Raw genomic sequence first — 24,232 nt, forward strand, 5'->3', positions numbered from 1 at the left:
CCGCCTGAATTTTGCCAATACTGACATCGCACCCATGCCGAATCCGACCCGGGCTTTTCTTCTCGGCCCGCTCCTGAAAGGCGTTTCACGCTCGTTTTACCTTACGCTGCGCGTGCTGCCAGTGGGAATGCGCGACCCGATCGGCCTCGCCTATCTGCTCGCGCGTGCCGCCGACACGGTTGCGGATACATCGCTGATCGCGCCGGAACAGCGCCTTCAGTTATTGCTGGCGCTGCGCGACCAGGTCAACGGTGTGTCGAGCGACGGCGCGCTGTTCCAGCGTATGGCCGCCGAAGTAGCGGGCCAGCAGACTCAGTCGGACGAGAAGGTGTTGCTGGAATCGCTCGGTCCCGCGCTCGACGTCTTGGGGCAGTTGAATGAATCGGATCGCAAGGCCGTGCGGGGAATCGTTTCAACGCTGACCGAAGGCATGGCATTCGATTTGCGCACGTTCCCCGACGAACGTTCGGGCCGCATCGCGGCGCTGCGCGAATATTCGGAGTTGGACCGCTACACATATCTTGTAGCGGGCTGCGTCGGCGAATTCTGGACCACGATGACCTACGCACATATGCCCGGCACGCTCAAAGAGCGGCCCGAGACAATGGCGAGTCGTGGCGTCCGGTTCGGCAAGGCGCTGCAAATGACCAACGTCTTGCGCGACTGCGGAAAAGACCTGCGTATCGGCCGCTGTTATCTTCCGCAAACATTGCTGGATCGACACGGCTTGAGTCCGCAAGACCTGTTGTCGCCGGCCAATTCGTTGCGCGCGCGTCCGCTGCTGACCGAGCTATTGCGCACCACGCTCGATCATTTCCGTGAAGCGCTCGATTACACGCTCGCCATTCCCGCCTTTTCCGTGCGCTTGCGGCTTGCGTGTTTGTGGCCGATTCTGATCGGGCTCGAAACGCTGATGCTGCTCGTGGATAACGCAGCGTGGCTCGATCCGCAAAAAGTCTCGAAGGTGCGCAGGAACACGGTGTATCGGATCATTGCGTCGTCGCTGCTGCTGGTCGGTTCGAACCGGCTGGTGCGTCAATCAATAGAGCAACGCATCCGGCACATAGAGGCCCGGCTTTGAGCTGCTTGTGTGTGGCCCAACGTACTGATTAAAAGCATGCCGGGCCGTAGTTTGATCGACAAATCCTTTGTCCGATCCGACTCACATGGCGCCGCCGGAAAAACAGCATTGCGACACACTCGACCTGATCCGGGCACTGGCGGCGGGTGCTGTTTGCCTCAGCCATCTGCGCAATCTGATGTTCGTCGACTACAAGTCGAGCGTGGGAGTGGGCCTCGCGGGCAAGGCGTTTTATTTCGTCAGCAACTACGGGCACACAGCCGTCATCGTGTTCTTTCTGCTGAGCGGGTACTTTGTCGGCGGCTCGGTGCTGCGCCAGGTCGGCACCGGCACGTGGAGCTGGCAGCGCTATCTGACTGAACGCTTATCGCGCCTATGGGTCGTGCTGGTGCCGGCGCTGCTGCTCACGTTGTTCTGGGACCGCCTCGGTATCCATCTCGCGGGCGGACCTTTCTATCTCGGGACTGAAGGCACATTCGATCAACAGATCAACGTTGCATCGCATCTCGGCCCGGCGACGCTCGCATGCAATCTCGTCTTCCTGCAAACCCTGGCGTGCGGCACATACGGATCGAATGGTCCGCTATGGAGCCTCGCTAACGAGTTCTGGTACTACCTGTGGTTTCCCGCATGCGTCGTGTTTTTGGGCCGCCGACGGGGAGTCGGCGGTTATGCGATCGCCGCGTTTGCGCTCGGTACGATGATCGCGTTCCCATCGCTGCAAAGCGGCTTCGGATTGTGGCTGCTCGGCGTGCTACTCGCGGTGCTGGAAAAGCGTTCTCCCGCGCGTGCGAAGCGCCGGGCTCTACCGTGGCTTACGTTCGTAAGCGGTATGGTGTTTGTCGCCGCGCTGGTTTGTACACGCCTCTTTCTGCTCGATAACGACTGGATCGTCGGCGTGCCTTGCTTTGTGTTCCTCCGCTGCGTGCTGCTCGAGAATGTTCGCTTGCGCCTGCCGGTGCTGTCGCGAGCCGCAATTCTGTTTTCCAGGTTTTCCTATTCGCTGTATCTCACGCATTTCCCGTTTATTCTTTTTGTGGCCGCAGTGGGTTTCAGGCAGCGCATTCCGTTCGATGCAAAAGGAGTACTTGTGCTGACCGGAATGCTCATTGCATGCTACGTGTACGCTTTCGCGGTTTATCTGTTGTTCGAGCGGAACACGCGGCGCGTGCAGCAGCGCATGTGGCGGCTGCAGTCCGGGCATACAGCGCCGGATACAACAGCCGCGCATGTGCGTCAGCGCGGCACGATTACGTGATTTGGCGCTCACCGCGCTTGATTTAACCTGCGTCAGCACATAGGCCTGAATCGGGAAACCCCTAAGACCGTGTCCGGATGGTTCGCGTTAGTCTCTTCAAAAGAGGAGACATTCCATGAGGCAGGCATTCAATATCGCGGTGGTGCTGTTGCTCGGCTATTTAATGGCGGATCGGGCGCTGATGCGCGCGCAAGCCGGCGAAGTCGGGACGATCACATGCCATCAGGGCGCTGAACTGGTCAAGGCCAGCGCGCTCAAGAAGGGCTTTGGAGATGTCGGCGCGAGCAGCCAGAGCGAGAATTTCCTGTCGAGCTGCCTCGTCACGGGGCGCGGGCAAGTGGGCGATCTGATCGCTCGCGATTGAGCAGGTCCGTTCGGTCGGAGGATGATCCGTTGCACCCGCAACGGTTCGCAGGGGCAAAAAAGCGCCTGGACTGACGAGTCCAGGCGAAGTCATCGGTAGCCGATGACGGAGGTAACGGATAGCAAACTGGCCCGTGATCGGAACAACCGGTCGCGGGCTTTTTCATTTGTAACGGCTCAAACAGTTGGCGCTTCGGCGGCATGACACGCGGTGAAGTGCTGAGAATTCCGCCGCGCCTTGGCGGCGGCATATTGCGCCATTCTCAGCCGGTGCACCGACCCGATTGCCGCCTTTGCCTGCTGTGCTTAGTTGCCGAAGTAGATCGACTTGGTGCCATTAGCCGACACCGCGCGGCCAGAGTCCGAAGAACCGTTCGCAACACCGCCATAGCTCGACACAGCCGGCTGCGCAGTGCCGTTTTGCGCGGCGACGCGAGCTTCTGCGGCCTGAATGTCAGCGGGATAATAAGGATCCGAGCGGGTCGGCTGATAGCCGGCCTTTTCCAGTTGAATCAGTTCTGCGCGCACCTGAGCGCGAGTCACGGGCTGGTTGGACTGCGCAAACGAAGCGACAGGAGCGGCCAGCACAGTGGCGATAACAACAGCTTGAATAAGTGATTTCATGATGAACTACCTCCAGTTTCGGTCTTTATTGCGCTACGAACCTTGTTGTTCGCAGCCAGTGATTACATTGTAGGTTTGCAAACTGGAGAGAGTAATGGCGCTTTTCTGTAAACTTCGTTGCTGGAATTGAGATAAACGGACGGCGCTGTTCATTCGTGCCGACGCACCAGTAAAGCCTGCGTGCAGCGGCTCTTACTTACTGCGCGGGCGGACGGCTCCGTCGGCCTGCTGCGACAGCCGCGTGAATGCATGGCTGGTGCGCTCGTCACGCAGATCGCGGGCCCGATAGAAGTCTTTGCTAAGCCACTCCCCCAAGCCGATCAACGCCGAACCCAGCAGGTTTTTCAGGCTTACCCAGCGGTTCTCGGCGCGCGCAAAATTCGCCGCCGACACCACTGCGGTCGTTTCCAGTCGGTCGAGCTCAGTATGTAGAAAGTCGGCGAAATGGTGGAGCCCACGCTGATTGTTGTTCGACGACTTCTTTTCCAGTTCCACGTGATCCGGAATGAGCGACTGATTGCTCACCCGAATGAATTGAGGCGTGTCGGCGCGGGGCGTGCCAGTGGTGCGGATCGCCAGCCCGACGCTCGACGAGGCTTCTGTGCGTTTGCCGAGCGGAGGCAGGCCCCACTTGTCGCAGAGATATTTCAGCACGCTGCAATGGTCGAATTGCGCGTGGCATACACCAGGGTCGCACCAAGGGGATACGAGGAGGGCGGGCACGCGGACGCCGAGCCGCCTGAAGTCGAACACGGACGTGTGTTCGTCGGGCGCGACCGAGTCTGACGGCGGCGGCACGTGGTCATAGAAGCCACCGTGCTCGTCGTAAAGCACGACTAACAATGTGCTTTCCCACAACGCCTGATTGGAACGCAATGCGTTGTACGTGTCCGCGATCAGCTTTTCCGCCTTCATGATGTTATGCGGCGGATGGTCGTCGTTCTGTGCCTCGCCGAAGTACTTGGGCTCTATGAGTACGAACTCCGGAAATGCGTCGGCTGGCCCAGCCGCATCGGGAAAGAAATTGTCGAAGTAGCGGTAATTCGCGAGGTTCTCGGCTTTGCGCTGATTCTTGAATAGCAATGACGCCGGGAAGTCGTAGAAATAGACGGTCCAGGTTTTTTTAGCGTCGTTCAGGCGGTCAAAAATCGTAGCTTGATCCTGCTCCGTGTACCACCTGGGATTGAGCGCGTCCAGGCCGGATGGCATTCCCACCTGCCCCTTCGAAGTGCCGGAAAGCGCGAAGTAACGGTTCGGCCACGTTGGGCCGGGCAGAGATGAAAACCATCTGTCGCAAACGGTGAATTGCTCTCCGAGCGTGTGCAGCGCGGGCAGAAAGCCGCGCGGATAGTAGCCCATGATGTTCTGCCGCGCGGCAAGAGTGCTGTTTGGATAGTCGTTGGCGAAGGAGCGCACGAAGCCGCTGTTGTTCGAGTCGATCTGGCTTAGCACGGCTGAGTGCCCATGATCCGGATCGAGCTTCATTTGCCGTACTCGCGTGGGCCGAGGAGAAAAGGTGTGGCCTTTGCCGTCGTCGTTCGTTTTCGACGCAGCGTTGCGCACGCCGTCCAGACCCTCATGCACTTCGTCGAGGCAGCCCAGCATCTGGTCGAAGGAATGGTTTTCCATAAGCAGAAGAACCACGTGGCGAATCGGGTCGTTCTGCGCCTGTGCTTGTTGTCGTGCCGCGTTGCTGAGTTGGACGTCGTCCATGTGCATCGCTCCTGCGGGATTAAGCAAGACTGAACGTGTGAGGTGTCAGTCTTGCAAACCTAGCGCAAAAAACGTCGCAACGAAAGCTTCATATCGCTATGAGAAGCCGGAGAAGATCGGGCCTCTCGCGCCAGGCTCGGACGGCTGAACACCTACGCGCGCGGCGCGGCGGCCGCCCTATGCGCCGCTGCAACTGGGAGCGTTGGTGACAACAGAATGCAAAAATGCCGTTCGGTCATTCACCGAACGGCATTTTTTTGTACCGCCGCGCTTTTACACGGCAAGGCGGCTCAGGTTTAGACGGCTGCCGGCCGCCATTTCAACAAGCGCTGCTCGACTGCGGTCAACAGGTAGTCCGCTGCCAACGCGACCACGGCCAGCACGATCATCGCGGCAAACACGCCGCTTGCGTTGAACGCACCTTGCGCCGTGGAAATCAGCAGGCCGATACCTTGTTTGGAGCCGAGAAATTCGCCGACCACTGCGCCGACGAGCGCGAAGCCGAAGCTCACATGCAGGCTTGCAAGAATCCAGCTCAATGCCGAGGGAATCACAACCGACGTGGTTACCTGACGGCGCGAAGCACCGAGAATTTGCGCATTCGCGATCATGTAACGATCCGCTTCACGTACGCCCTGAAACGCGTTGGCAAACACGACGAAGAACACCATCACCACGGCGAGCGCAACTTTCGAAGCCATGCCGAGGCCCAGCGCAATCACGAACACGGAGCCGAGCACCACACGCGGAATCGAGTTGGCGATCTTGATGTAGAGGCTGAACACGTCCGACAGCAGCTTGTTGCGGCCGAGCAGAATGCCGCAGAACACGCCGGCAACGGAACCGATAATGAAGCCGAGTCCCGTTTCTTCGAGCGTGACCCAAACCTGCGTGAGAAGCGGGCCTTGGGACGTGCCGTTCACGAACCAGTCGACGATCTGATCGAAAATCGCGGTCGGCATCGAAAAGAAGAACGGGTCGATCCACTTCAGGCGCGCGGACAGTTCCCAGCCGCCGAGCACGATCACGAGCACGGCGATACGCAGCGCGATCACCAGCACCTGACGTTGCCGGATACGTTTTTGCGCGACCCGTTCGACCTGCGCGAGCGACGCGGCGTCGATACCCGAGGGCATCATCTGTTGAGGGGTAGTAGACATGATTCGCTTTCCTTGATTAACCGATCTGCACTTCTTCGCGCAGGTCGTGCCAGATATCGTGCGAGATTTCGATGAAACGCGGGTCGTAGCGAACTTCCGATGTGACACGCGGACGCGGCAGATCGATCTCGTAGACCTTTTTCAGCGTCGCGGGACGCGCGGTCAGCACGAACACGCGATCGGCGAGTGCAATCGCCTCTTCGAGATCGTGCGTGACAAATACGACCGACCCGGCGCCGCCCCACAACTGCAGCAATTCGTCCTGCATCAGCGTGCGCGTTTGCATGTCGAGCGCGGAGAACGGTTCGTCCATCAACAGGATTTCTGGCCGGTTGATGAACGTTTGCGCGAGCGCCACGCGTTTGCGCATGCCGCCGGACAACTGATGCGGATAGTGCTTGCCGAACTTGTCGAGGCCCACACGGCGCAGCCACTCGTTCGCTTCTTCGTAGGCGGCGGATTTCGAGCGGCCGCGATACAGCGGACCGGCCGCGACGTTGTCGATGACCGAGCGCCACGGAAACACGGCGTCTGCCTGAAACACGAAGCCGATGCGCGGATCGATGCCGTCGACCGGCGCGCCCATCACGCGCACTTCGCCGGTAGTGGGCTTGAGCAAGCCCGTAATCATGCTGAGCGTGGTGGATTTGCCGCAGCCCGTCGGCCCGACAATCGCAACGAACTCGTCGCGCGCCACCGACATGCTGAAGTCGCGCAGCGCGATGGTTGCCTTGCCGTCCGGAGAAATGAAACGGCAGGACACGTTGCGCATTTCGATCGCAGGCGTCTCGCGTGACATAGGTTGGTTCATCGGCTGGTGCCTCGCAGTTTGCTTGATGTGGATGACGTTACTTGGCCGCGGTCTTGACCGGCGCCGCCACGAAGTCGTTCGTGTAGGTCTTGGCGAGGTCAATGTGCTTGCCCTTCACCGAGGGGTTGAATGCGGAGAGCACCTTCAACACGGTCTCCGGGCCGTCGGCGGGCATCTTGCCGTCCTTCGTGAACATGGGCAGCGACGCTTTCAGTGCACCGAGGTAAAGGTCCTTGTTGTTGCCGTAGTAGTCCTTCGGCATCTTGGCCGCGATTTCTTCAGCGCTATGCGTGGCAATGAAGTTCAGCGTCTTTGCGAAAGCGTGCGAAAGCTTCGCCGCGTCGCTCTTGTGCGACTCGGCCCACGCGCGTTGCACGTAGAAGCTCGAAGCCGGATAAGTGCCGCCGAGCGCTGCGCGCGTGCCTTCGAGGGTGCGCATATCGACCAGTACCTTCGCGTCGCCGGTCTTGAGAAGTTGCGAGACCGTCGGCTCTGTCGTCATGCCGGCGTCGATACGGCTTTGTTTGATGGCCGCGATGAAGCTATTGTCGGCACCTACCGGCAACAGCGTGTACTGCGTGGACGGAACACCCGCGCGTTGCGCAAGGTATTGCGTGAGGAAGCTTGTTGAGGAGCCGAGGCCGGTCACGCCGAGCGTCTTGCCTTTTGCGTCAGCCATGCTCTTGAAGCTGTCTGCCGCTTTCGTGGAGACCATTTCGACTTCGCCCGGCACCTGGCCGAAGATCACCAGCGCCTGCACTTCCTTGCCTTTGCTCTGCAGATCGATAGTGTGATCGTAGAAGCCCACTACGCCTTGCACCGCGCCTGCGAGCAGTTCGTTCTCTGCATCCACGCCCGCGGGCTGCGAGAGAATTTCGACGTCGAGGCCTTCGTCCTTGAAGTAGCCGAGTTGTTCAGTCAGCTTGGCCGGCAGGTAAATGATCTTGGTGGCGCCGCCGACCATGATCGTGAGTTTCTCCGCGTGAGCGGCGGCCGAAGCAGCGGCGAGGGCAAACGCAACACCGGACACAGCGGCGATCTGGCGCAAGGTACGCATGAGGCAGTCTCCTGGGGTTTGGCCGCCGCCCTATGGACCATGCGGCGCTTTTTGAGTGAATGACGGCGATTATAGAAATCGGAAACCTTCTGCCAGCTTTCGACGGTGCCGGCAAATAGTGAGTGTTAACCCCGAACCGCGCGAAATCGTGCCGCAAACCGCGCGCAGAGCATCTCGCGGAAGCTCGGGGTAGAACATGAAACTGTATGCGCCGAACCTCACGCAATACGCGCAGCGCCCTGTTTTTACGGCACAATCGACGCCCTGACTCTCGCCGTTTGTGCCATGAAGCTGCTGCTCATTGAAGACAATCCCACTCTCGCTCACTGGCTCGCGAAGATGCTGGAGCAGGAGGCATTCGCTCTCGACGCCGTGCAGGACGGCGACGCGGCGGACCGTTTGCTGCGCACGAATCACTATGACGTGATCTTGCTCGACCTCAATTTGCCGAAGCTGTCGGGCAAAAACGTGCTGCGCCGGCTGCGTCAGCGCGGCGACGCGACTCCCGTGCTGATTCTGACGGCGAGCGGTTCGATCGACGAGAAAGTGGAGTTGCTCGGCGCGGGCGCCGACGACTACCTGGTGAAGCCATTCGAAGTGCGTGAGCTGATCGCGCGAATCAAGGTGGCGATCCGTCGTCAGTCTCCGTCGAAGGCGAGCGAAGTAGTATGCGGCGACCTTGCGTTCGACATCGATACGCGTCAGTTCACATTGAAGGGCGCGCCGCTGAACGTCACGCCGCGCGAGCGCTCGGTGCTCGAAACGCTGATTCTTAGATTGGGCAAAACGGTGACCAAGCCGGCGCTCGTCGACGCGATCTTCACGCTCGCCGATGAGCCGAGCGAAGACGCGGTAGAGATTTATATCTCACGCCTGCGCAAGAAGCTCGACGGCAGTTCGGCGGCCATCGTCACGCTGCGCGGGCTCGGCTACCTGCTGCGCAAGAAAGAAGATGACCAATAGTTTGCGCGTCCGATTGTTATGGTGGTTGCTGGTGCCGCTCGCATTGTATGTGTTCGTGACTGGCAAGGCCGAGTACGACAATGCCCGGCGAACGGCCGATCTCGTGCAGGACAATCAGCTTATTTCGTCAGCGCGAATGATTGCGGGCGAAGTGGAATGGGTCGACGGTTTCCTGCGCGTGGATGTACCGCCCGCTGCGCTCGAAATCTTCGCGTCGCCTTATCGCGATCAGGTGTTCTACAGCGTCAATGTGGACGACCGGCAACTGCTCGCCGGTACGCCGGAATTTCCGCCGCGTCCGGCGCAAGCGGCCGATACGCCGGACCACTACGACACCGCGCTATACGGCCAGAACGTGCGCGCCGTGGGGCTCGTTCGGCTCATGTACGACAACGGCGCGACGCGCCACGTGCGGGTCACTGTTGGCAAGACGGTGCGTTCACGCGACGCGATGGCCGAACAACTATGGCGACCGCAACTCGTGCGGCAGATCGAAATGATCGCGCTTGCTGTGGCGCTCGTGTGCATCGGTCTGACGTTCGAATTGCGTCCATTGATGAAGGTGAAAGACGAGGTCGCCGACCGCGATCCCATGCAACTCGAGCCGATCCGCGTGGACCGTCTGCATACGGAGTTGCGGCCGATTGTCGAAGCCATTAATCAGTGCATTGCACGCCTCGGCGTGCAGGTCGCCGCGCAGCGCCGTTTTATCGCCGACGCCGCACACCAGTTGCGTACGCCGCTCACGCTGCTCGGCACCCAGTTGCAGTTCGCGCGGCAGCAGGGCGGCGTGAACCCGGCGCTCGACGAAGCGTTGGCCGCCATGCATCGCAGCAACCGGTCAATGGTCGGACTCACCAACAAGCTGTTGCTGCTCGCTCAGGCCGAGGCGGCGGACAACCGGCAGGTGATCGTCGAAACGGTTGATCTCGTGCCGTTAGCCATGGAAGTGGTGGAAGACTTCGCGCTGCTTGCGCAAGGGCGGCAAATCGATCTCGGCGCGGAGCTTTGCGACATCGCGCCGGTGGCGGGGCACCGTGGCCTGCTTCAGGCGCTGATCGCCAATCTCGCAGAGAACGCAATTCGTTACACCGGCAGCGGCGGGCACGTCACGGTCGCAGTGACCGCCGACGCGCACAGGGTTACCGTTAGCGTGATCGACGACGGTCCGGGCATTCCAGCCGAGTCTCGCAGCCGCATATTCGAACCGTTCTTTCGCGCTTCGACGGATACAGAGGGCACGGGTCTCGGACTTGCCATCGTGCGGGAAATCGCGGACGCGCACAAAGGCGATATCGTGCTCCAGGCGGGCGAGGGCGGCAAAGGCGTGCATATCGCCGTTTCGTTTCCGCGTGCGGCGTCGGGGCAGTCGCGCGCAGGCTAGCAGCGCTCGCTATCGCGAGCCGGCGGCGGCTGTATCGCGTGAAAGTTCCGCGGTTGCCGCTGTGCCAGTGGCGAGATCAAAACGTATCAAAAGGCGGCGTTGTAAATCGCCAGTGCATCGGCCTCGCTGACGGGCCGCGGATTGTTCACGAGCAGGCGGGTTTGCAACATCGCGTCGCTGGCCATGCGTCCAAGCCCTTCGCGCTCGATGCCGACATCGCGCAGTCGCGCCGGAATCGCTGTCTCCGCAATCATCCGTTCGAGATTTTCGATCAGCGCCTGGGTCTTGTCCATGGCGCTGCCGGTCGTTCCGGGCACGACCACGTCGGCCAGTTCCGCGTAAAGATGTGCCGCAGAGTCGGCGTTGAAGCGCAACACATGCGGCAGCACCAGTGCATTGGAAAGCCCGTGCGGCACGTGATAAATGCCGCCGATCGGATAGGCCAGCGCGTGCACGGCAGCGACCGGCGAGTTTGCAAATGCCTGTCCCGCGAAAGTCGCGCCCAGCAGCATTGCCTCGCGCGCATCGCGATTGTTGCCGTCCTCGCACGCGGGCAGCAGGTTGCGCGACAGCAGTTCGAGCGCCTTTATCGCGAGCATGTCGGATACCGGGTTCTTCAGATGCGCGGACGTATACGCTTCGATCGCGTGAACCATCGCGTCGATCCCCGTGGCCGCCGTGGCGGCAACGGGAAGCCCGAGCGTGAGTTCGGCGTCGAGAATCGCCAGATCGGCGATCAGTTGCGGCGCGACGACGCCCATCTTCCTGGCCTCGCCGACTGTGACAATCGACACGGCTGTTACTTCGGAGCCGGTTCCGGCAGTGGTCGGCATCTGCACGAGCGGCAGCCGCTGCACCGTCACCTTGTTCACGCCATACATTTCACTGAGTTGCTGCTGTTGCTGTGGAGCGAGCGCAGCGATGAGTTTGGCGACATCCATCGACGAGCCGCCGCCCAGGCCCAGCACGATCTCGGCACCGGCGCTGCGCGCGCGAGCCGTCGCTTCAAGCACGATATGTTCTGGCGGATCGGCGATCACGTCGTCGATCACCGTCGCATTCCAGCCATGCGCCGCGAGATCGGCAAGTGCCGGGTCCAGTAAGCCGCTTTTGTGCAGGAAGCCGTCTGTCACGACACACAGACGTTCAAGCGCCGGAAATTGCGCGCGCAGCAAAGCGCCGAGCCGACGAGCCGCACCGAATTCGACTATCAGCGTGGGCACCGTTTGAAAGCGGAATGCATGCGTCATGCTGCTTCTCCCGGGACCATATGGCTCGACACTTCACGTCGCTCCAGCAAGGGAACGATTGTGCCGAAACCAAGACGCTGAAAATGTTCGGTCTCGCGGTGCTCCGCGAGGCCGTCCGCATCGCTGTACTGTTCGAGGATTACAAAGTGGTCCGGCTCGAGCGGCGAGCGGAAGAATTCGTAGTAGAGGTTCTTCGGCTCCGCGCGAGTGGCGGCGGCGAGTTCGGTGAGACGCTTGACGATCGCATCGCCGTTGCCGGGCTTGGCGAAATAATGCGCGATCACCTGCAGGTAGGCATGAGCCATCAGTAACTCCAACAAGACAGTGGTCGAGATCCCAGAGCGTGAAGCCGATGTCGCCGCGAGCTGACGATATTCCGAGCCCGGCAGACGCGGCGCCGAATTTCAGTTGTACCAGATTCGGATCGCCCGCTGAACGGCAAAGCTAACGTCCTGCTGCGTTCCGCGGGTGAATCCATCAGATCGGCAGGGCCATCTCACTCGGATATTGAGAATCATTCGCGTTTGCGATAGATTGGCGGTGTGTTTTTAGAAGGACGAGCGTGCGCGCCGCGGACAAACCGGGGCGCCAAACTGGCGCCGGTACACGGCATCATCCAAAGGAATTCGTATGACCATGCTTTCGACGCCGCGGCCCACGCTCGCCGATCTGTCTATCGAGCCCGGCCTACCTACGGTCGTGTCGCCACGCGCGGGCGGGGACATGTCATTGAACGACGCCGCGTCGCTGCTGCATGCGATTGTCGACGAGACGCTCGAGCGCGCCGGCGGCGTGCTCTTCTCAGGCTTCCGGGTTGATTCGATCGATGCATTCCAAGGTTTCGCCGCTTCGTTCGGGCATCCGCTGATCGGTTATGAATTCGCTTCTACGCCGCGCAGCCAGGTTGAGGGCGCGGTGTACACATCGACGGAATATCCGCCGCATCGCTCGATCCCTTTGCATAACGAGCAGTCGTATACCCGCGAATGGCCGTTGCGGATCTGGTTCCACTGCGCGCTCGCCGCGCGTTCCGGTGGCGCGACGCCGATTGCGGACAGCCGCGCCATTTATCGCGCGCTCGACCCCGCGCTCGTCGAGCGTTTTGCACGCCGCGAACTGCTTTACGTGCGCAACTTCGGTCAGGGGCTCGATTTGCCGTGGCAGCAGGCATTCGGCTCGGACGATCCAGCCGTGGTCGAGCGCATTTGCCGGGCGCGCGGCATTGAATGCGAATGGCGCGACAGTGAAGACGGCGAGTTGCTTCTGCGCACGCGCGAGCGTTGTCAGGCGGTGGCGCGGCATCCGCGCACGGGTGAAACCGTGTGGTTCAACCAGGCGAACCTGTTCCATCTTTCGTCGCTCGATGAAGACATGCAGGACGCATTGATCGAGTCCGTCGGTCTGGAAAACGTGCCGCGCAATGTGTATTACGGCGACGGCGCGCGGCTCGAAGCCGACGTCCTCGCACAGATTCGCGGCGTTCTCGACGAAGAGCGGGTCGTGTTTCCCTGGCAAACCGGCGACGTGCTGATGCTAGACAACATGTTGACGGCGCATGCGCGCGACCCGTTCGAAGGGCCGCGCAAGGTGGTCGTCGCAATGGCACAGAGTTACCGTGAAGGCCAGACGGTGTAGCGCGGAACGACGACCGCGGCACGGTGTTTCGCGCACGATCGTGCGGATGGATTCAGTTCAGCGTTAATGAAAACAATTCGCATCTGGCAAAATTTTTGCGACTTAGGTCATCTATAAGACATATGTCTTCAGGCGTAGGATAAATCGCTGAAAGCCTTGTCTGGCGGGCATCATCGCACTTTCGGCGGGTTCGCCGGCATGTTTGTTTAGCAGCGGATAGAGGAAAACGCGCATATACTCACGGTCGGGCCGTAAAAAGTAGTGCCGCGGGTCGCGCTGCGTTTTGCTGCTTCGTCGCAACTCGCTGGCTCAGCGCGTCCAACGCTCTGTCTCTCACTTCACCTAGCAAAGCATCAAACATGTCCACACCGCCGAAGATCATCTACACCCTGACCGACGAAGCGCCTGCTCTGGCGACTTACTCGCTGCTGCCGATCGTCAAGGCGTTCACGCGCTCGTCCGACGTGATCGTTGAAACGCGCGATATTTCGCTTGCTGGCCGGATCATTGCTGCATTTCCGGACTACCTGACCGCGGAACAGAAGGGTTCCGACGATCTGGCGGAGCTGGGTGGACTCACAACGCGCCCCGAAGCGAACATCATCAAGCTGCCGAACATCAGCGCTTCGGTGCCGCAACTGAAGGCCGCGATCACCGAACTGCGCGATCAGGGCTACAAGCTGCCGGCGTACCCGGACGTCGCCACGACGGAAACGGAAAAAGACGTCAAGGCACGCTACGACAAGATCAAGGGCAGCGCGGTCAACCCCGTGCTGCGCGAAGGCAACTCGGACCGCCGCGCGCCGCTGTCGGTGAAGAACTACGCACGCAAGCATCCGCACAAAATGGGCGCGTGGTCTGCAGACTCCAAGTCGCATGTCGCTCACATGAGCGGCGGCGATTTTTACGGCAGCGAAAAATCGGCGCTGATCGCAGCGGCCGGTGCCGTGAAGATCGAACTGACCGCTGCCGACGGCACGAAGACGGTTCTGAAGGAAAAGACGCCGGTGCAGGCGGGCGAGATTATCGACGCGTCGGTGCTCAGCAAGAACGCGCTGCGCAGCTTCATCGAAGCGGAAATCGCCGATGCCAAGCGTAAGGGCGTGCTGTTCTCGGTGCACCTGAAAGCCACGATGATGAAAGTGTCCGATCCGATCATCTTCGGTCACGTGGTGTCGGTGTTCTACAAAGACGTGTTGACCAAGCACGCCGACGCGTTGGCGCAAGCGGGCTTCAATCCGAACAACGGTATCGGCGATCTGTACGCGCGCCTCAAAGACCTGCCCGCCGAAACGGCTGCGCAGATCGAAGCCGACATCAAGGCTCAGTACGAACAGCGTCCGCAACTCGCCATGGTCAACTCGGACAAGGGTATTACGAGCCTGCACGTGCCGAGCGACGTGATCGTCGACGCGTCCATGCCGGCCATGATTCGCGAGTCGGGCAAGATGTGGGGCGCGGACGGCGCACTGCACGACGCCAAGGCCGTGATTCCGGACCGTTGCTACGCGGGCGTGTATCAGGCAGTGATCGAAGACTGCAAGAAGAATGGCGCGTTCGATCCGGTCACCATGGGCACGGTGCCGAACGTCGGCCTGATGGCACAAGCCGCTGAAGAATACGGTTCACACGACAAGACGTTCCAGATTCCGGCGAACGGCGTGGTTCGTGTGACCGACGCAAGCGGCGCTGTGCTGATCGAGCAAACGGTGGAAGCGGGCGACATCTGGCGCATGTGCCAGACCAAAGACGCACCGGTGCAGGATTGGGTCAAGCTCGCGGTGAACCGCGCGCGCGCGACCAACACGCCGGCGGTGTTCTGGCTGGACGCTGCCCGTGCACACGACGCGCAGATCATCAAGAAGGTCGAGCAGTATCTGAAGGACCATGACACGAACGGTCTGGACATTCGCATCATGACGCCGGTCGAGGCAACGAAGTTCTCCGTCGAGCGTATCCGCGCCGGCAAGGACACGATCTCGGTCACCGGCAATGTGCTGCGCGACTACCTGACCGACCTGTTCCCGATCATGGAACTGGGTACCAGCGCGAAGATGCTGTCCATCGTCCCGCTCATGGCAGGCGGCGGCATGTTCGAAACGGGCGCGGGCGGTTCGGCGCCGAAGCACGTTCAGCAACTGGTCGAAGAAGGTTTCCTGCGTTGGGACTCGCTGGGTGAATTCCTGGCGCTGGCAGCGTCGCTCGAACATCTGAGCAGCGCCTATCACAACCCGAAGGCGCAGGTTCTGGCCAAGACGCTGGATCAGGCAACCGGCAAGTTCCTCGACAACGACAAGTCGCCGGCGCGTAAGGTCGGCGGTCTCGACAACCGTGGCAGCCACTTCTACCTCGCGATGTACTGGGCCGAAGCACTCGCCGCGCAAACGGAAGACGCCGCGTTGCAGGCTCAATTCGCCGGCGTAGCCAAGGCGATGGCCGACAACGAAGCGAAGATCCTCGAAGAACTGCGTGCCGCACAAGGCAAGCCGGTGGATATTGGCGGCTACTATCGCCCGAACGTCGAACTGACGAGCAAGGCTATGCGCCCGAGCGCCACGCTGAACAAAATCGTGGACTCGATCGCGTGAAGTGTTCAGCCATGTGCTGACACGTGTGAGGAGCGGCCCAAGTGACAACGCACTTGCGCACGCTTTGAAAGACGCAGCCAGGCACACGCCTGACGCGGCATAAAAGTAAGCGGTAAGCACGACGATGGCGCTCTCGAGCGCCATCGTCGTTTCTGGCCGCAAAACGCGGACGCGCGTAGTGCGGTCCATCAAACGTGAACGATTTCCCAGTCGCTCAGTTTCTCCGGAATTTCCAGCGTCGAGGTGTCGACTTCAGACAGATGCGGGCAGGTCAAACCGCGCGCGAGGTCGTCAGCCGCTTGTTGCGGGCTGGAAAACTCGCCGAGTTTGTCGTTGCCGTACGATGCTTCCCAGCCGTCCTGACCCGGCAAAATGTAGAACGCTCCTTCGGTCGATCCAAAGCGAAAGCCTTTCATTTTTAGTCTCCCAATTGCCAATAAAAACCGCTGTGCTCTGGCGGCTTCCTGCGCGGGATTCGGGGGCTGTCCGAGATGGTTCTATCGCATCCAGTCCACCACACCGCATGAAGCGCCTGCTCTTGTAAAAGAGTCTATGTCAGCAGGCAGCGGAGCAAGCGGTCGTTGGGGACTTCGTTCTAACGAAAATTGCGATTAGAAATCAAAGAGTTGCGCGTTTCATTTTGCGATGTGCAACGTGGGGCGACATTGCGAAATGACGAGTTTGTGCCACGCACCACGATTTTTTACGAAGCAGGGCCGCGTGTCGCATCGTGAAATTTTGGGTGTTTTGTAGATACACCCCCGTATGCGTCAGGAGGGGCCGCCCGGCAGCACGCGCTCCACGAACGCAATCATCGCCTTGTTGAACAGCGCCGGTCTTTGCAGCGGCGCGAAATGACTGACGCCGGGTAACACGTTCAATTCCGCACCGGGAATCGCGCCGGCGAGATATTCAGCGTGCTCCCGTGTGATGAACTCGTCGTGTTCGCTTTGTGCGATGACAACCGGCACGCGGATTCGCGCGAGGTCGTCCGCGAAATAGTTAGGTTCGGTCTTCATCATGTCGCTGACGGCGGCGACGAATGCGTCGAACTCGTCGGGCGTGGCGGAAAGGCGTGCGTAGTCTTGACGGTGCCGGCTGAAACAGCGGTCGATAACCGGCGTCGCTACAAATTCTTTTGTGCCGCTGGGGTCCATGTTGCAGCCGAAGAAGAACACGCCGGCAACGCGTTGCGGCGCCACCATGCCCAGCACCATCGCGACACACGCGCCGTCGCTCCAGCCGACAATTGCCGCGCGTTCGAGCGCGAGCGCGTCCATTACGGCAAGCACGTCTGAAGCCATCAGTTCGTACTTGTACGGCCGCGCGTCGCGCGTGCTGCGGCCGTGACCGCGGCTGTCGATTACCACCACGCGGTGCCCGGCCGCAAGGAGCGCCGGCACCTGATAACCCCAGTTGCCGCTGTGGCCAAGTCCGCCGTGCAAAAGAATCACTGCCGTGCCGCTGCCGTGAGACGCGTACCAGATCCGCGCGCCTTCGTGCTCGACCCACCCCGACTCGTTCGATGCAGGCAGCAGCGGCGCGCCGTGCGCTTCGAAGCGTTCAAGCGAGTCGTCGTCCGATTCCTGGAAAGCTGCCATCGCCGTTGTCTCCTCTTTGATTGCCAGTACCGTCATTGCAAGCGACAGCGTGCCAGCACAGCAGCGCGCATAGCAACGAACCTACGGGATTCTGCTGCCTCTTGCCGCTTCGCCGCTTCTCGGAAACATACCGCAAGCGCCCGACCGCCGTTCACTCCGAATCGAGCTTCTCGATCAACATTGCAACGAACGTCTCCGTGACACGCGGCAACGTGCGTCCACGCTTCTTGATCAGCGCGATAGGGCGCGTGAATGCCGGATCGTCGACGGGACGCACCACGAGTTCAGGCTCCGCCCTCACTTCGCGCGCCGACGCCGGCAGAATGGTCACGCCGAGCCCTGCGCGAACCATGGCTACGGCGCTCATCATGTAGGTCGGCTCACAGGCAATTTCGGGCAGGCACCGCGCGTTCGAAAACGCGCTATCGACAACCGCCCTCACGCTCGTGCCTTGCGCCGTCAGCACCAGCGGCGTGGCCGCAAGATCGCCAAGCGTGATGCGCCGCCGCTTCGCTAGCGGGTGCCGCTTCGGGCAAATAACCACCAGCCTGTCGATGCCGGCATGTAGCACTTCCAGGTTGGCGTCGTCGAGAGCGCCGCCGGTCAATCCGATATCGGCCTCTTCGTTACGCACCAACGCATTGACCATGCTCGCGACGACATCGCGCACCTCGAAACTCACGCGCGGCACAGTTTTCTTCAGGTCTTGAACGAGTTCGGGCAGCGAGCTTGCCGCGAAAGTCGGCAGGCAGGCGATTCGCACGGTGCCGCTCGCGCCGTCGCCGAGCGCGCGAGCGTCGATCAGCACATGCTCCATGTCGTGCAGCGACTTTTGCAGAAGCGGCAGCAGATCGCGCCCCGTCGGCGTGAGCGCGACGTTGCGGCTGTTGCGGTCGAAAAGCCGCAAGCCAAGAGTTTCCTCCAGGCGTCTGATCTGTACCGTCAAGGCCGGTTGCGAAAGGTGCAGGCGCGCAGCAGCTTGCGTGAAGCTGCCCGTTTGCGCGACCGCGATAAACGCGCGAATGTCCCGAAGATTCAGATCCATGACCATTTGTAATTGCTGCAATCAATTCATTTCAATTGATTTATCAGTGGCCTGAACTTACGCTGGATCGCAGTAAAAAACAACATTGGAGACAAGCACATGCTGCCATTACTGGGGCTGGCCACCATCGTCGTGCTGCTCGGCGCAATCCTGTCGAAACGCATGTCGCCCCTGGTGGCGCTCATCATCGTGCCGATTGCCGCGTCGTTGATTGGCGGGTTCGGCTTTCAAACGAGCAAGTTCGTGATCGACGGGCTCAAGGGCCTCGCGCCGGTCGTCGGCATGTTCGTGTTCGCGATTCTTTATTTCGGCACCATTACCGACGCAGGCACGCTCGATCCGATCATCGACCGCATTCTCCGCGCGGTCGGCACGCGGCCCACGCGCATCGTGATGGGCACCACGTTGCTCGCGCTGCTGATCCATCTGGACGGCTCCGGCGCGGTCTGCTTTCTCGTCACGATTCCCGCGATGCTGCCCCTCTACGACCGTCTCAAGATGGACCGGCGTGTACTGGCCGCGGCCGTTTCGATGGCGGCCGGCATCAACTTCCTGCCGTGGACCGGACCGATGATTCGCGCGTCCGCCTCGCTGCATCTGCCGATCTCGGCGCTGTTCAATCCGCTGATTCCGGTGCAGGCAATCGGGCTCGTCTTCGTGTTCGGCGTTGCATTCTGGCTTGGACGCCGCGAGGAAAAGCGGCTCGGTTTCGGCGCTGCGAGCGGTGCCGTGCCGATGCCCAAACGCGAACTGACGCCAGAGGAACAGGCGTTGCGGCGACCGAAGAATTTCTGGTTCAACATCGTGCTCACGATCGTCGTACTCGGTACGATGGTCGTGATGGGCGAAAAAATTCCGCCCGCGATCATGTTCATGGTCGGCCTGTGCGTCGCGTTGATGGTCAACTATCCGAACGTCGACATGCAGCGAAAACGGATCGACGCACATGCCCGCGCCGCATTGATGATGGCCGGCATTCTTCTCGCAGCCGGCGTGTTCACGGGCGTCATGCAGGGCAGCGGCATGCTCAAGGCGATGGCGCAAGCAGCAGTTGGCTTCGTGCCGCCCGCGATGGCGAGCCACATTCCGGTCGCGCTCGGCATCATGTCGATGCCGCTTAGCATGCTGTTCGATCCCGATTCGTTTTACTTCGGGGTACTGCCGGTTATCGCCGAAGTGGCGGGCCAGCTCGGCGTGCCCGCGGTGCAGGTCGGCCAGGCCGCGTTGCTGGGTCAGATGACGACGGGCTTTCCGGTCAGCCCATTGACGCCCGCCACCTTCCTCGTGGTCGGCTTGTGCGGGATCGAACTCGCCGATCATCAGCGATTCACGTTCCCCTTGTTGTTCGGCGCATCCATCGTGATGACGATTGCATGTGTCGCGTTGGGGATATTTTCACTGTGAGCTTTACGGAAACAGGTGTGAGCAGCATGACAGCCACTCAGCATGGACGCCTCGTGCGAATCGGCGCGGGCGCGGGCTATTCGGGCGATCGTATCGAGCCCGCAGTCGAACTCGCGGAAGACGGCGCGCTCGATTACCTCGTGTTCGAATGTCTCGCCGAACGCACCATTGCGATTGCGCAGCAGGCGCGCAGCAAAGACCCCGAACTCGGCTACGACCCGCTTCTCGAGACGCGCATGAAGGCGGTGCTGCCGGCCGCGCTGCGCAACGGCGTGCGCATCGTCTCGAACATGGGCGCGGCCAATCCGCTTGCGGCGGCGCGCAAGACAGCGGAGATTGCGCGTTCGCTTGGTCTTGGCGAGGTCAAGATTGCGGCGGTTACCGGCGACGACGTGCTCGATGCCGTGCGTGATGGTGCCTTTCGCTTCGAGGAATCCGGCGAGCTGGTAGCGGACTACCAGTCGCGTCTCGTCTCCGCGAATGCTTATCTGGGCGCGAGCGCAATCGTCGACGCGCTCGCGGCGGGCGCACAAATCATTCTCACGGGACGTGTGGCCGATCCGTCGTTGTTCGTGGCGCCACTGATCCATGAGTTCGGCTGGCGCACGGACGACTGGCAGACGCTGGGTCAGGCGACGGTGATCGGCCATCTGCTCGAATGCGCGGGGCAAATCACCGGTGGCTATTTCTCGGACCCCGGGTTCAAAGACGTTCCCGCGCTGGCGAGGCTCGGCTTTCCCATCGCGGAAGTCGGCGAGGACGGCGCCGTGGTCATCACGAAGCTCGCGCAAGCTGGCGGACGTGTGACCGAGGCAACGTGCAAGGAGCAGTTGCTGTACGAGATCCACGATCCGCAACGTTATTTGCAACCAGACGTGGTCGCTGATTTCTCGCGTGTGCACGTCGAGGAAGAAGCGCCAGACCGCGTTCGCGTGCGCGGTGGCCGCGGCGCGCCGCGCACGAGCACGCTCAAGGTCTCGGTGGCGTATTTCGACGGTTTTATTGGCGAAGGGCAGATTTCATATGCGGGCCCCGGTGCGCTGACGCGTGCCCGTCTCGCACTCGACATCGTGCGCGAGCGGCTTGCGCTGACCGGAGTTCAGACCGAAGAGTTGCGCTTCGACCTGATCGGCGTGAACGCTTTGCATGGCGAGACTCTTGCCGCTGGTTCGGCGGAGCCCTACGAAGTGCGCGCACGCGTGGCGGGGCGCACTGCGTCGTTGGAGCACGCTGTGCGGGTCGGCAACGAAGTCGAGACCTTATACACGAACGGCCCGGCGGGCGGCGGCGGAGTCACGAAGTCAGCGCGCGAAGTCGTCGCGGTGCAATCGGTGCTGTTGCCGCGCGATCTGGTGAAGCCGACGTTCACGATGGTGGAGGCGTGAGATGAAACTACGTGAGCTGGCCCATTCGCGAACCGGCGACAAGGGCAATACGCTGAACATCTCGGTGATCTGTTACGACGTACGGCACTACGAGCATTTGCGGGCCGTATTGACGCCGCAGCGCGTGAAGGCGCATCTCGCGGATGTCGTGCGCGGCAATGTCGCGCGCTACGAACTGCCGGCCATTGCCGCGTTCAACTTCGTGCTTGGCGAGGCGCTGGGCGGAGGCGTGACGCGCTCGCTCGCGCTCGACGCGCACGGCAAGTCGCTCAGTTCCGCGTTGATGAGCCTCGAAGTCGAAGCGCCGCCGTCGTTATGAATTCGCCGACGGCAATGCGCCGCCGTTCGTGCGGTGCTACTCGCCTCGCGCGCTCGACTCATGCGCGCGTCGCAGCCTCTCGCGGCTGTTGCTCAGATGCATGCGCATCGCGGCGCGGGCGTCGTCGGGGTCCTGGCGCTCGATCGCAAGGTAGATGAGTTGGTGCTCGTTGAGCACGTTGCGCAAAGTCTCGATCTGATCGAGTTCTGCAATCTCCGCTGAGCCGAGGCGCGTGCGCGGACTGACCGCGCTTCCCAACTGGCTCAGCACGTCGAAAAAATAGCGATTGCCGCTTGCGCGCGCGATCTGCAAATGAAACTCGACGTCGTGCGCGAGCGTGTCCGTGCTGCCGCGTTCGAGTTCGGACTCGAAGCGTGCGAGCGCCGCACGCATCTGTCTCAGGCTCTGCTCCGTGCGCCGCGCAGCGGCGAGCGCTGCCGACGCCGCTTCCACATCGATACGGAATTCGATGATCGCCATCACGTCGAGCATGCTCGACAGATCGGCGGCGGGCAGTTGCATGCTTTGCTCAGCGGCGGGCGCGAGCACGAAGGTGCCGATGCCATGACGCGTTTCTACCACCCTGGCCGCCTGCAGGCGCGAGATGGCTTCGCGCACGACGGAGCGGCTGACAGAAAGCTGCTTCATCATCGCGACTTCGGTGGGTATGCGGTCCCCCGGTCTCAGGACGCCGCGGCGGATTTCATCGGAAAGGGTGGCCACCACTTTCTCAGTTAGGCTGCTCATTGCTGTGGCTTGTTGACTAATCGGCTGGAAACGCGCGGGTTGAGGGCGCGCGGGACGTCTGGTGACGTCTGGACATTAGCCATCATAGCGTCTGTCGTAAAAATTCATGGCTTAACGATGATGAAGAGGCGTTGGTCAGCGCAAAGATTCTCGCCGCAGTGACTTTCATGTCATCAGACGTCTTATTTTAACGGCTTTGCGGGCTTAAAACGTTGCGAGTGCGCCTCGATTTTCGTCCATGTACGCGAGGTATAGCCGCCAAGGAAGGGTAAACACCACATTGGAAAGCGCTGCGGATCGGCAGTAGACTGTCATCAGACAACATATCTGTGCGTCGCCGTTCGACTGCTGACTGTGCCAGCCGCACATGACGCCAGATCAAGACCGCTCGTCGGTCGCCACTGGAGACTCTCTTGACCTCTGCTCTCACCGCCGCACTCGATCCACTGGGGTCCGCCGTCTCGAAGGTCAAGCGGCACGTGTTGCCGCTCTTCCTGATCATGTTCATCGCGAACTACATCGACCGCGTGAACATCGGCTTCGTCAACACCCACATGAAAACCGACCTGGGCATCGGCGCGGCGGCGTATGGGCTCGGCAGCGGGCTGTTCTTCATCGGCTATGCGCTGTTCGAAGTGCCGTCGAACGTATTGATGCAGAAGTACGGCGCGCGCGCGTGGCTGACGCGGATCATGGGCACGTGGGGTGTCGTTGCCGCGGCCATGGCGTTCGTGTCGAACGAAACGTCGTTTTACGTGTTGCGATTCCTGCTCGGCGTCGCGGAGGCGGGCTTCTTTCCGGGCGTGGTGTTCTATTTCACGCAGTGGCTGCCGCAGAAAGAACGCGGCAAGGCTGTGGCGATTTTCCTCTCGGGCTCGGCCATCGCTTCGGTGGTGTCGGGGCCGATCACAGGTAGCCTGTTGTCCATTCGCGGACTCGGTCTGCACGGCTGGCAATGGATGTTCCTGATAGAAGGCGGCTTTTCTATCGTGCTGTGCGCGGTCAGCTGGATGTTCCTGAAATCGCGCATTCGCGATGCTTCCTGGCTCACAGCCGAAGAACAAGGCGTTCTCGAAAGCACGATCGCCGCTGAACAGGCGGAGCGCGTGGCACACGGCGGCGCGCATCTGCCGGCCGTGAAGCTGTTGAAGGATCCGCAGATCGTGCTGTTCTGCCTGCTCTACTTCGCGATCCAGTTGACGATTTACGCGGCTACCTTCTGGCTGCCGACCATCATCCGCAAGATCGGCGGCCTGTCCGATTTCGAAGTCGGCATGCTCAACGCGATTCCCTGGCTCATTGCAATGGTCGCAATGTACTGCTTCGCATTGCTTTCGGCGAAGTGGCGTTTTCAGCAGGCGTGGCTCGCTGTCGCGCTCGTGATTGCGGCGTGTGGCCTCTTTGCGTCGACCTCGGGTAACCCGCTTCTGTCGTTCGTCGCGATCTGCTTTTCGGCGATCGGTTTCAAGGCGGCGGCCTCGCTGTTCTGGCCGATTCCGCAGGGTTATCTCGATGCGCGCGTCGCTGCAGCGGTGATCGCGCTGATCAATTCCATCGGTAATCTGGGCGGTTTCTTCGCGCCCGCCACGTTCGGGTATTTGCAGCAACATACCGGTTCGATCACCGGCGGACTTTACGGTCTCGGCGTGGCTTCGCTGATCGCGGCCGCAGCGGCTTTCCTTACGCGTAATCGGCGCGGCGACGGCAACCTGTTGCGCGATCCGCTGCAAGGCAGCGCACACTGACCGTTGTTTCTCTGGCTGCCTCTCGTGGGCCACGCGCGCAAACAGTTTCCGTCCGGCACAGGTGGTGAGCGTACTTGCAAATTGCGTTGCTCGCCACCG

General features: G+C 61.1%; 22 protein-coding genes. 11 read left to right on the forward strand and 11 right to left on the reverse strand.

All coding sequences use genetic code 11. From position 1 onward, the window contains the following. Positions 1–34: 34 nt before the first annotated feature. From ACTJLB_RS15440 to ACTJLB_RS15450, 3 genes are all read left to right on the forward strand, one after another. A complete protein-coding gene (locus ACTJLB_RS15440; protein WP_440783766.1) occupies positions 35–1,081 on the forward strand; it encodes a squalene/phytoene synthase family protein in 1,047 nt (348 codons plus the stop codon). 67 nt (positions 1,082–1,148) lie between these two features. Next, positions 1,149–2,339, forward strand: a complete 1,191-nt coding sequence (locus tag ACTJLB_RS15445; RefSeq protein WP_440783767.1) for an acyltransferase family protein — start codon at positions 1,149–1,151, stop codon at positions 2,337–2,339. A gap of 115 nt (positions 2,340–2,454) precedes the next feature. Continuing rightward, entirely contained in the window at positions 2,455–2,703 is a 249-nt protein-coding gene (locus tag ACTJLB_RS15450) for a hypothetical protein (protein ID WP_027778129.1), read from the forward strand. A gap of 305 nt (positions 2,704–3,008) precedes the next feature. Here ACTJLB_RS15450 and ACTJLB_RS15455 read toward each other — a convergent pair whose 3' ends face one another. The 5 genes from ACTJLB_RS15455 to ACTJLB_RS15475 form a co-directional block, all read right to left on the reverse strand. After that, positions 3,009–3,326 carry a DUF4148 domain-containing protein gene (locus tag ACTJLB_RS15455; RefSeq protein WP_020068852.1) on the reverse strand — a complete coding sequence of 106 codons (318 nt, stop codon included), beginning with the start codon at positions 3,324–3,326 and terminating at the stop codon, positions 3,009–3,011. A 192-nt stretch (positions 3,327–3,518) separates the two neighbouring features. Further along, the gene (locus tag ACTJLB_RS15460; protein ID WP_440783768.1) at positions 3,519–5,039 is read right to left on the reverse strand and encodes an alkaline phosphatase family protein; all 1,521 of its coding nucleotides are present in this window, start codon (positions 5,037–5,039) and stop codon (positions 3,519–3,521) included. 296 nt (positions 5,040–5,335) lie between these two features. Further along, a complete protein-coding gene (locus ACTJLB_RS15465; RefSeq protein WP_027804767.1) occupies positions 5,336–6,199 on the reverse strand; it encodes an ABC transporter permease in 864 nt (287 codons plus the stop codon). Positions 6,200–6,215: 16 nt separating this feature from the next. Next, positions 6,216–7,010, reverse strand: a complete 795-nt coding sequence (locus ACTJLB_RS15470; protein ID WP_440783769.1) for an ABC transporter ATP-binding protein — start codon at positions 7,008–7,010, stop codon at positions 6,216–6,218. 37 nt (positions 7,011–7,047) lie between these two features. Continuing rightward, positions 7,048–8,067, reverse strand: a complete 1,020-nt coding sequence (locus ACTJLB_RS15475) for an ABC transporter substrate-binding protein (protein ID WP_440783770.1) — start codon at positions 8,065–8,067, stop codon at positions 7,048–7,050. Positions 8,068–8,352: 285 nt separating this feature from the next. Between ACTJLB_RS15475 and ACTJLB_RS15480 the strand changes: the two genes are divergently transcribed. Together ACTJLB_RS15480 and ACTJLB_RS15485 are read left to right on the forward strand one after the other, a co-directional pair. Then, positions 8,353–9,030, forward strand: a complete 678-nt coding sequence (locus tag ACTJLB_RS15480) for a response regulator (RefSeq protein WP_027778124.1) — start codon at positions 8,353–8,355, stop codon at positions 9,028–9,030. After that, on the forward strand, positions 9,020–10,414 hold the full coding sequence (locus tag ACTJLB_RS15485) for a sensor histidine kinase (protein WP_392394789.1): 1,395 nt from the start codon (positions 9,020–9,022) through the stop codon (positions 10,412–10,414). Before ACTJLB_RS15480 ends, ACTJLB_RS15485 begins: the two co-directional genes overlap by 11 nt. 86 nt (positions 10,415–10,500) lie before the next feature. Here ACTJLB_RS15485 and ACTJLB_RS15490 read toward each other — a convergent pair whose 3' ends face one another. Both ACTJLB_RS15490 and ACTJLB_RS15495 read right to left on the reverse strand, forming a co-directional pair. Beyond that, a complete protein-coding gene (locus ACTJLB_RS15490; protein WP_440783771.1) occupies positions 10,501–11,664 on the reverse strand; it encodes an iron-containing alcohol dehydrogenase in 1,164 nt (387 codons plus the stop codon). Further along, positions 11,661–11,969 carry a putative quinol monooxygenase gene (locus tag ACTJLB_RS15495; protein ID WP_440783772.1) on the reverse strand — a complete coding sequence of 103 codons (309 nt, stop codon included), beginning with the start codon at positions 11,967–11,969 and terminating at the stop codon, positions 11,661–11,663. Before ACTJLB_RS15495 ends, ACTJLB_RS15490 begins: the two co-directional genes overlap by 4 nt. A gap of 325 nt (positions 11,970–12,294) precedes the next feature. Between ACTJLB_RS15495 and ACTJLB_RS15500 the strand changes: the two genes are divergently transcribed. Continuing rightward, complete coding sequence (locus tag ACTJLB_RS15500) at positions 12,295–13,299, forward strand: TauD/TfdA family dioxygenase (RefSeq protein WP_440783773.1); 1,005 nt, start codon at positions 12,295–12,297, stop codon at positions 13,297–13,299. Between the two features lie 359 nt (positions 13,300–13,658). Next, positions 13,659–15,887: an NADP-dependent isocitrate dehydrogenase gene (locus ACTJLB_RS15505; protein ID WP_440783774.1), complete on the forward strand. Its 2,229-nt coding sequence runs from the start codon at positions 13,659–13,661 to the stop codon at positions 15,885–15,887. A gap of 188 nt (positions 15,888–16,075) precedes the next feature. Here ACTJLB_RS15505 and ACTJLB_RS15510 read toward each other — a convergent pair whose 3' ends face one another. The 3 genes from ACTJLB_RS15510 to ACTJLB_RS15520 all read right to left on the reverse strand — a co-directional run bounded on the left by ACTJLB_RS15510 (position 16,076) and on the right by ACTJLB_RS15520 (position 18,533). Then, on the reverse strand, positions 16,076–16,303 hold the full coding sequence (locus ACTJLB_RS15510) for a hypothetical protein (RefSeq protein ID WP_020068863.1): 228 nt from the start codon (positions 16,301–16,303) through the stop codon (positions 16,076–16,078). A gap of 354 nt (positions 16,304–16,657) precedes the next feature. Next, on the reverse strand, positions 16,658–17,488 hold the full coding sequence (locus tag ACTJLB_RS15515) for an alpha/beta fold hydrolase (RefSeq protein ID WP_440783775.1): 831 nt from the start codon (positions 17,486–17,488) through the stop codon (positions 16,658–16,660). A 151-nt stretch (positions 17,489–17,639) separates the two neighbouring features. Further along, entirely contained in the window at positions 17,640–18,533 is an 894-nt protein-coding gene (locus ACTJLB_RS15520) for a LysR family transcriptional regulator (RefSeq protein WP_087753071.1), read from the reverse strand. 99 nt (positions 18,534–18,632) lie between these two features. Here ACTJLB_RS15520 and ACTJLB_RS15525 point away from each other — a divergent pair, with 99 nt between their 5' ends. From ACTJLB_RS15525 to ACTJLB_RS15535, 3 genes are read left to right on the forward strand one after another with little or no spacing between them, the layout of a single operon-like run. Continuing rightward, entirely contained in the window at positions 18,633–19,937 is a 1,305-nt protein-coding gene (locus tag ACTJLB_RS15525) for a CitMHS family transporter (RefSeq protein WP_020068866.1), read from the forward strand. 26 nt (positions 19,938–19,963) lie between these two features. Continuing rightward, complete coding sequence (locus ACTJLB_RS15530) at positions 19,964–21,322, forward strand: acyclic terpene utilization AtuA family protein (RefSeq protein ID WP_440783776.1); 1,359 nt, start codon at positions 19,964–19,966, stop codon at positions 21,320–21,322. Position 21,323: 1 nt separating this feature from the next. Continuing rightward, on the forward strand, positions 21,324–21,641 hold the full coding sequence (locus ACTJLB_RS15535) for an AtuA-related protein (protein WP_088175588.1): 318 nt from the start codon (positions 21,324–21,326) through the stop codon (positions 21,639–21,641). Between the two features lie 36 nt (positions 21,642–21,677). On the opposite strand, the gene ACTJLB_RS15540 is transcribed toward ACTJLB_RS15535, so the two are convergent. Continuing rightward, positions 21,678–22,388, reverse strand: coding sequence for a FadR/GntR family transcriptional regulator (locus ACTJLB_RS15540; protein ID WP_027804770.1), 711 nt, complete (start codon positions 22,386–22,388; stop codon positions 21,678–21,680). Between the two features lie 413 nt (positions 22,389–22,801). Between ACTJLB_RS15540 and ACTJLB_RS15545 the strand changes: the two genes are divergently transcribed. After that, positions 22,802–24,133, forward strand: coding sequence for an MFS transporter (locus ACTJLB_RS15545; RefSeq protein WP_088175590.1), 1,332 nt, complete (start codon positions 22,802–22,804; stop codon positions 24,131–24,133). The last annotated feature ends 99 nt before the right edge of the window (positions 24,134–24,232 follow it).

This window comes from Paraburkholderia sp. 22098 (genome assembly GCF_052045935.1).
Lineage (GTDB): Bacteria > Pseudomonadota > Gammaproteobacteria > Burkholderiales > Burkholderiaceae > Paraburkholderia > Paraburkholderia caledonica.

What these genes read in the sequence shown, in the direction of transcription:
- ACTJLB_RS15455 (WP_020068852.1), bottom strand. Translation starts at nt 3,326, where the DNA reads ATGAAATCACTTATTCAAGCTGTTGTTATCGCCACTGTGCTGGCCGCT.
- ACTJLB_RS15495 (WP_440783772.1), bottom strand. Translation starts at nt 11,969, where the DNA reads ATGGCTCATGCCTACCTGCAGGTGATCGCGCATTATTTCGCCAAGCCC.
- ACTJLB_RS15500 (WP_440783773.1), top strand. Translation starts at nt 12,295, where the DNA reads ATGACCATGCTTTCGACGCCGCGGCCCACGCTCGCCGATCTGTCTATC.
- ACTJLB_RS15540 (WP_027804770.1), bottom strand. Translation starts at nt 22,388, where the DNA reads ATGAGCAGCCTAACTGAGAAAGTGGTGGCCACCCTTTCCGATGAAATC.
- ACTJLB_RS15450 (WP_027778129.1), top strand. Translation starts at nt 2,455, where the DNA reads ATGAGGCAGGCATTCAATATCGCGGTGGTGCTGTTGCTCGGCTATTTA.
- ACTJLB_RS15470 (WP_440783769.1), bottom strand. Translation starts at nt 7,010, where the DNA reads ATGAACCAACCTATGTCACGCGAGACGCCTGCGATCGAAATGCGCAAC.
- ACTJLB_RS15505 (WP_440783774.1), top strand. Translation starts at nt 13,659, where the DNA reads ATGTCCACACCGCCGAAGATCATCTACACCCTGACCGACGAAGCGCCT.
- ACTJLB_RS15535 (WP_088175588.1), top strand. Translation starts at nt 21,324, where the DNA reads ATGAAACTACGTGAGCTGGCCCATTCGCGAACCGGCGACAAGGGCAAT.
- ACTJLB_RS15460 (WP_440783768.1), bottom strand. Translation starts at nt 5,039, where the DNA reads ATGGACGACGTCCAACTCAGCAACGCGGCACGACAACAAGCACAGGCG.
- ACTJLB_RS15485 (WP_392394789.1), top strand. Translation starts at nt 9,020, where the DNA reads ATGACCAATAGTTTGCGCGTCCGATTGTTATGGTGGTTGCTGGTGCCG.
- ACTJLB_RS15490 (WP_440783771.1), bottom strand. Translation starts at nt 11,664, where the DNA reads ATGACGCATGCATTCCGCTTTCAAACGGTGCCCACGCTGATAGTCGAA.
- ACTJLB_RS15520 (WP_087753071.1), bottom strand. Translation starts at nt 18,533, where the DNA reads ATGGATCTGAATCTTCGGGACATTCGCGCGTTTATCGCGGTCGCGCAA.
- ACTJLB_RS15525 (WP_020068866.1), top strand. Translation starts at nt 18,633, where the DNA reads ATGCTGCCATTACTGGGGCTGGCCACCATCGTCGTGCTGCTCGGCGCA.
- ACTJLB_RS15465 (WP_027804767.1), bottom strand. Translation starts at nt 6,199, where the DNA reads ATGTCTACTACCCCTCAACAGATGATGCCCTCGGGTATCGACGCCGCG.
- ACTJLB_RS15515 (WP_440783775.1), bottom strand. Translation starts at nt 17,488, where the DNA reads ATGGCAGCTTTCCAGGAATCGGACGACGACTCGCTTGAACGCTTCGAA.
- ACTJLB_RS15480 (WP_027778124.1), top strand. Translation starts at nt 8,353, where the DNA reads ATGAAGCTGCTGCTCATTGAAGACAATCCCACTCTCGCTCACTGGCTC.
- ACTJLB_RS15440 (WP_440783766.1), top strand. Translation starts at nt 35, where the DNA reads ATGCCGAATCCGACCCGGGCTTTTCTTCTCGGCCCGCTCCTGAAAGGC.
- ACTJLB_RS15510 (WP_020068863.1), bottom strand. Translation starts at nt 16,303, where the DNA reads ATGAAAGGCTTTCGCTTTGGATCGACCGAAGGAGCGTTCTACATTTTG.
- ACTJLB_RS15475 (WP_440783770.1), bottom strand. Translation starts at nt 8,067, where the DNA reads ATGCGTACCTTGCGCCAGATCGCCGCTGTGTCCGGTGTTGCGTTTGCC.
- ACTJLB_RS15530 (WP_440783776.1), top strand. Translation starts at nt 19,964, where the DNA reads ATGACAGCCACTCAGCATGGACGCCTCGTGCGAATCGGCGCGGGCGCG.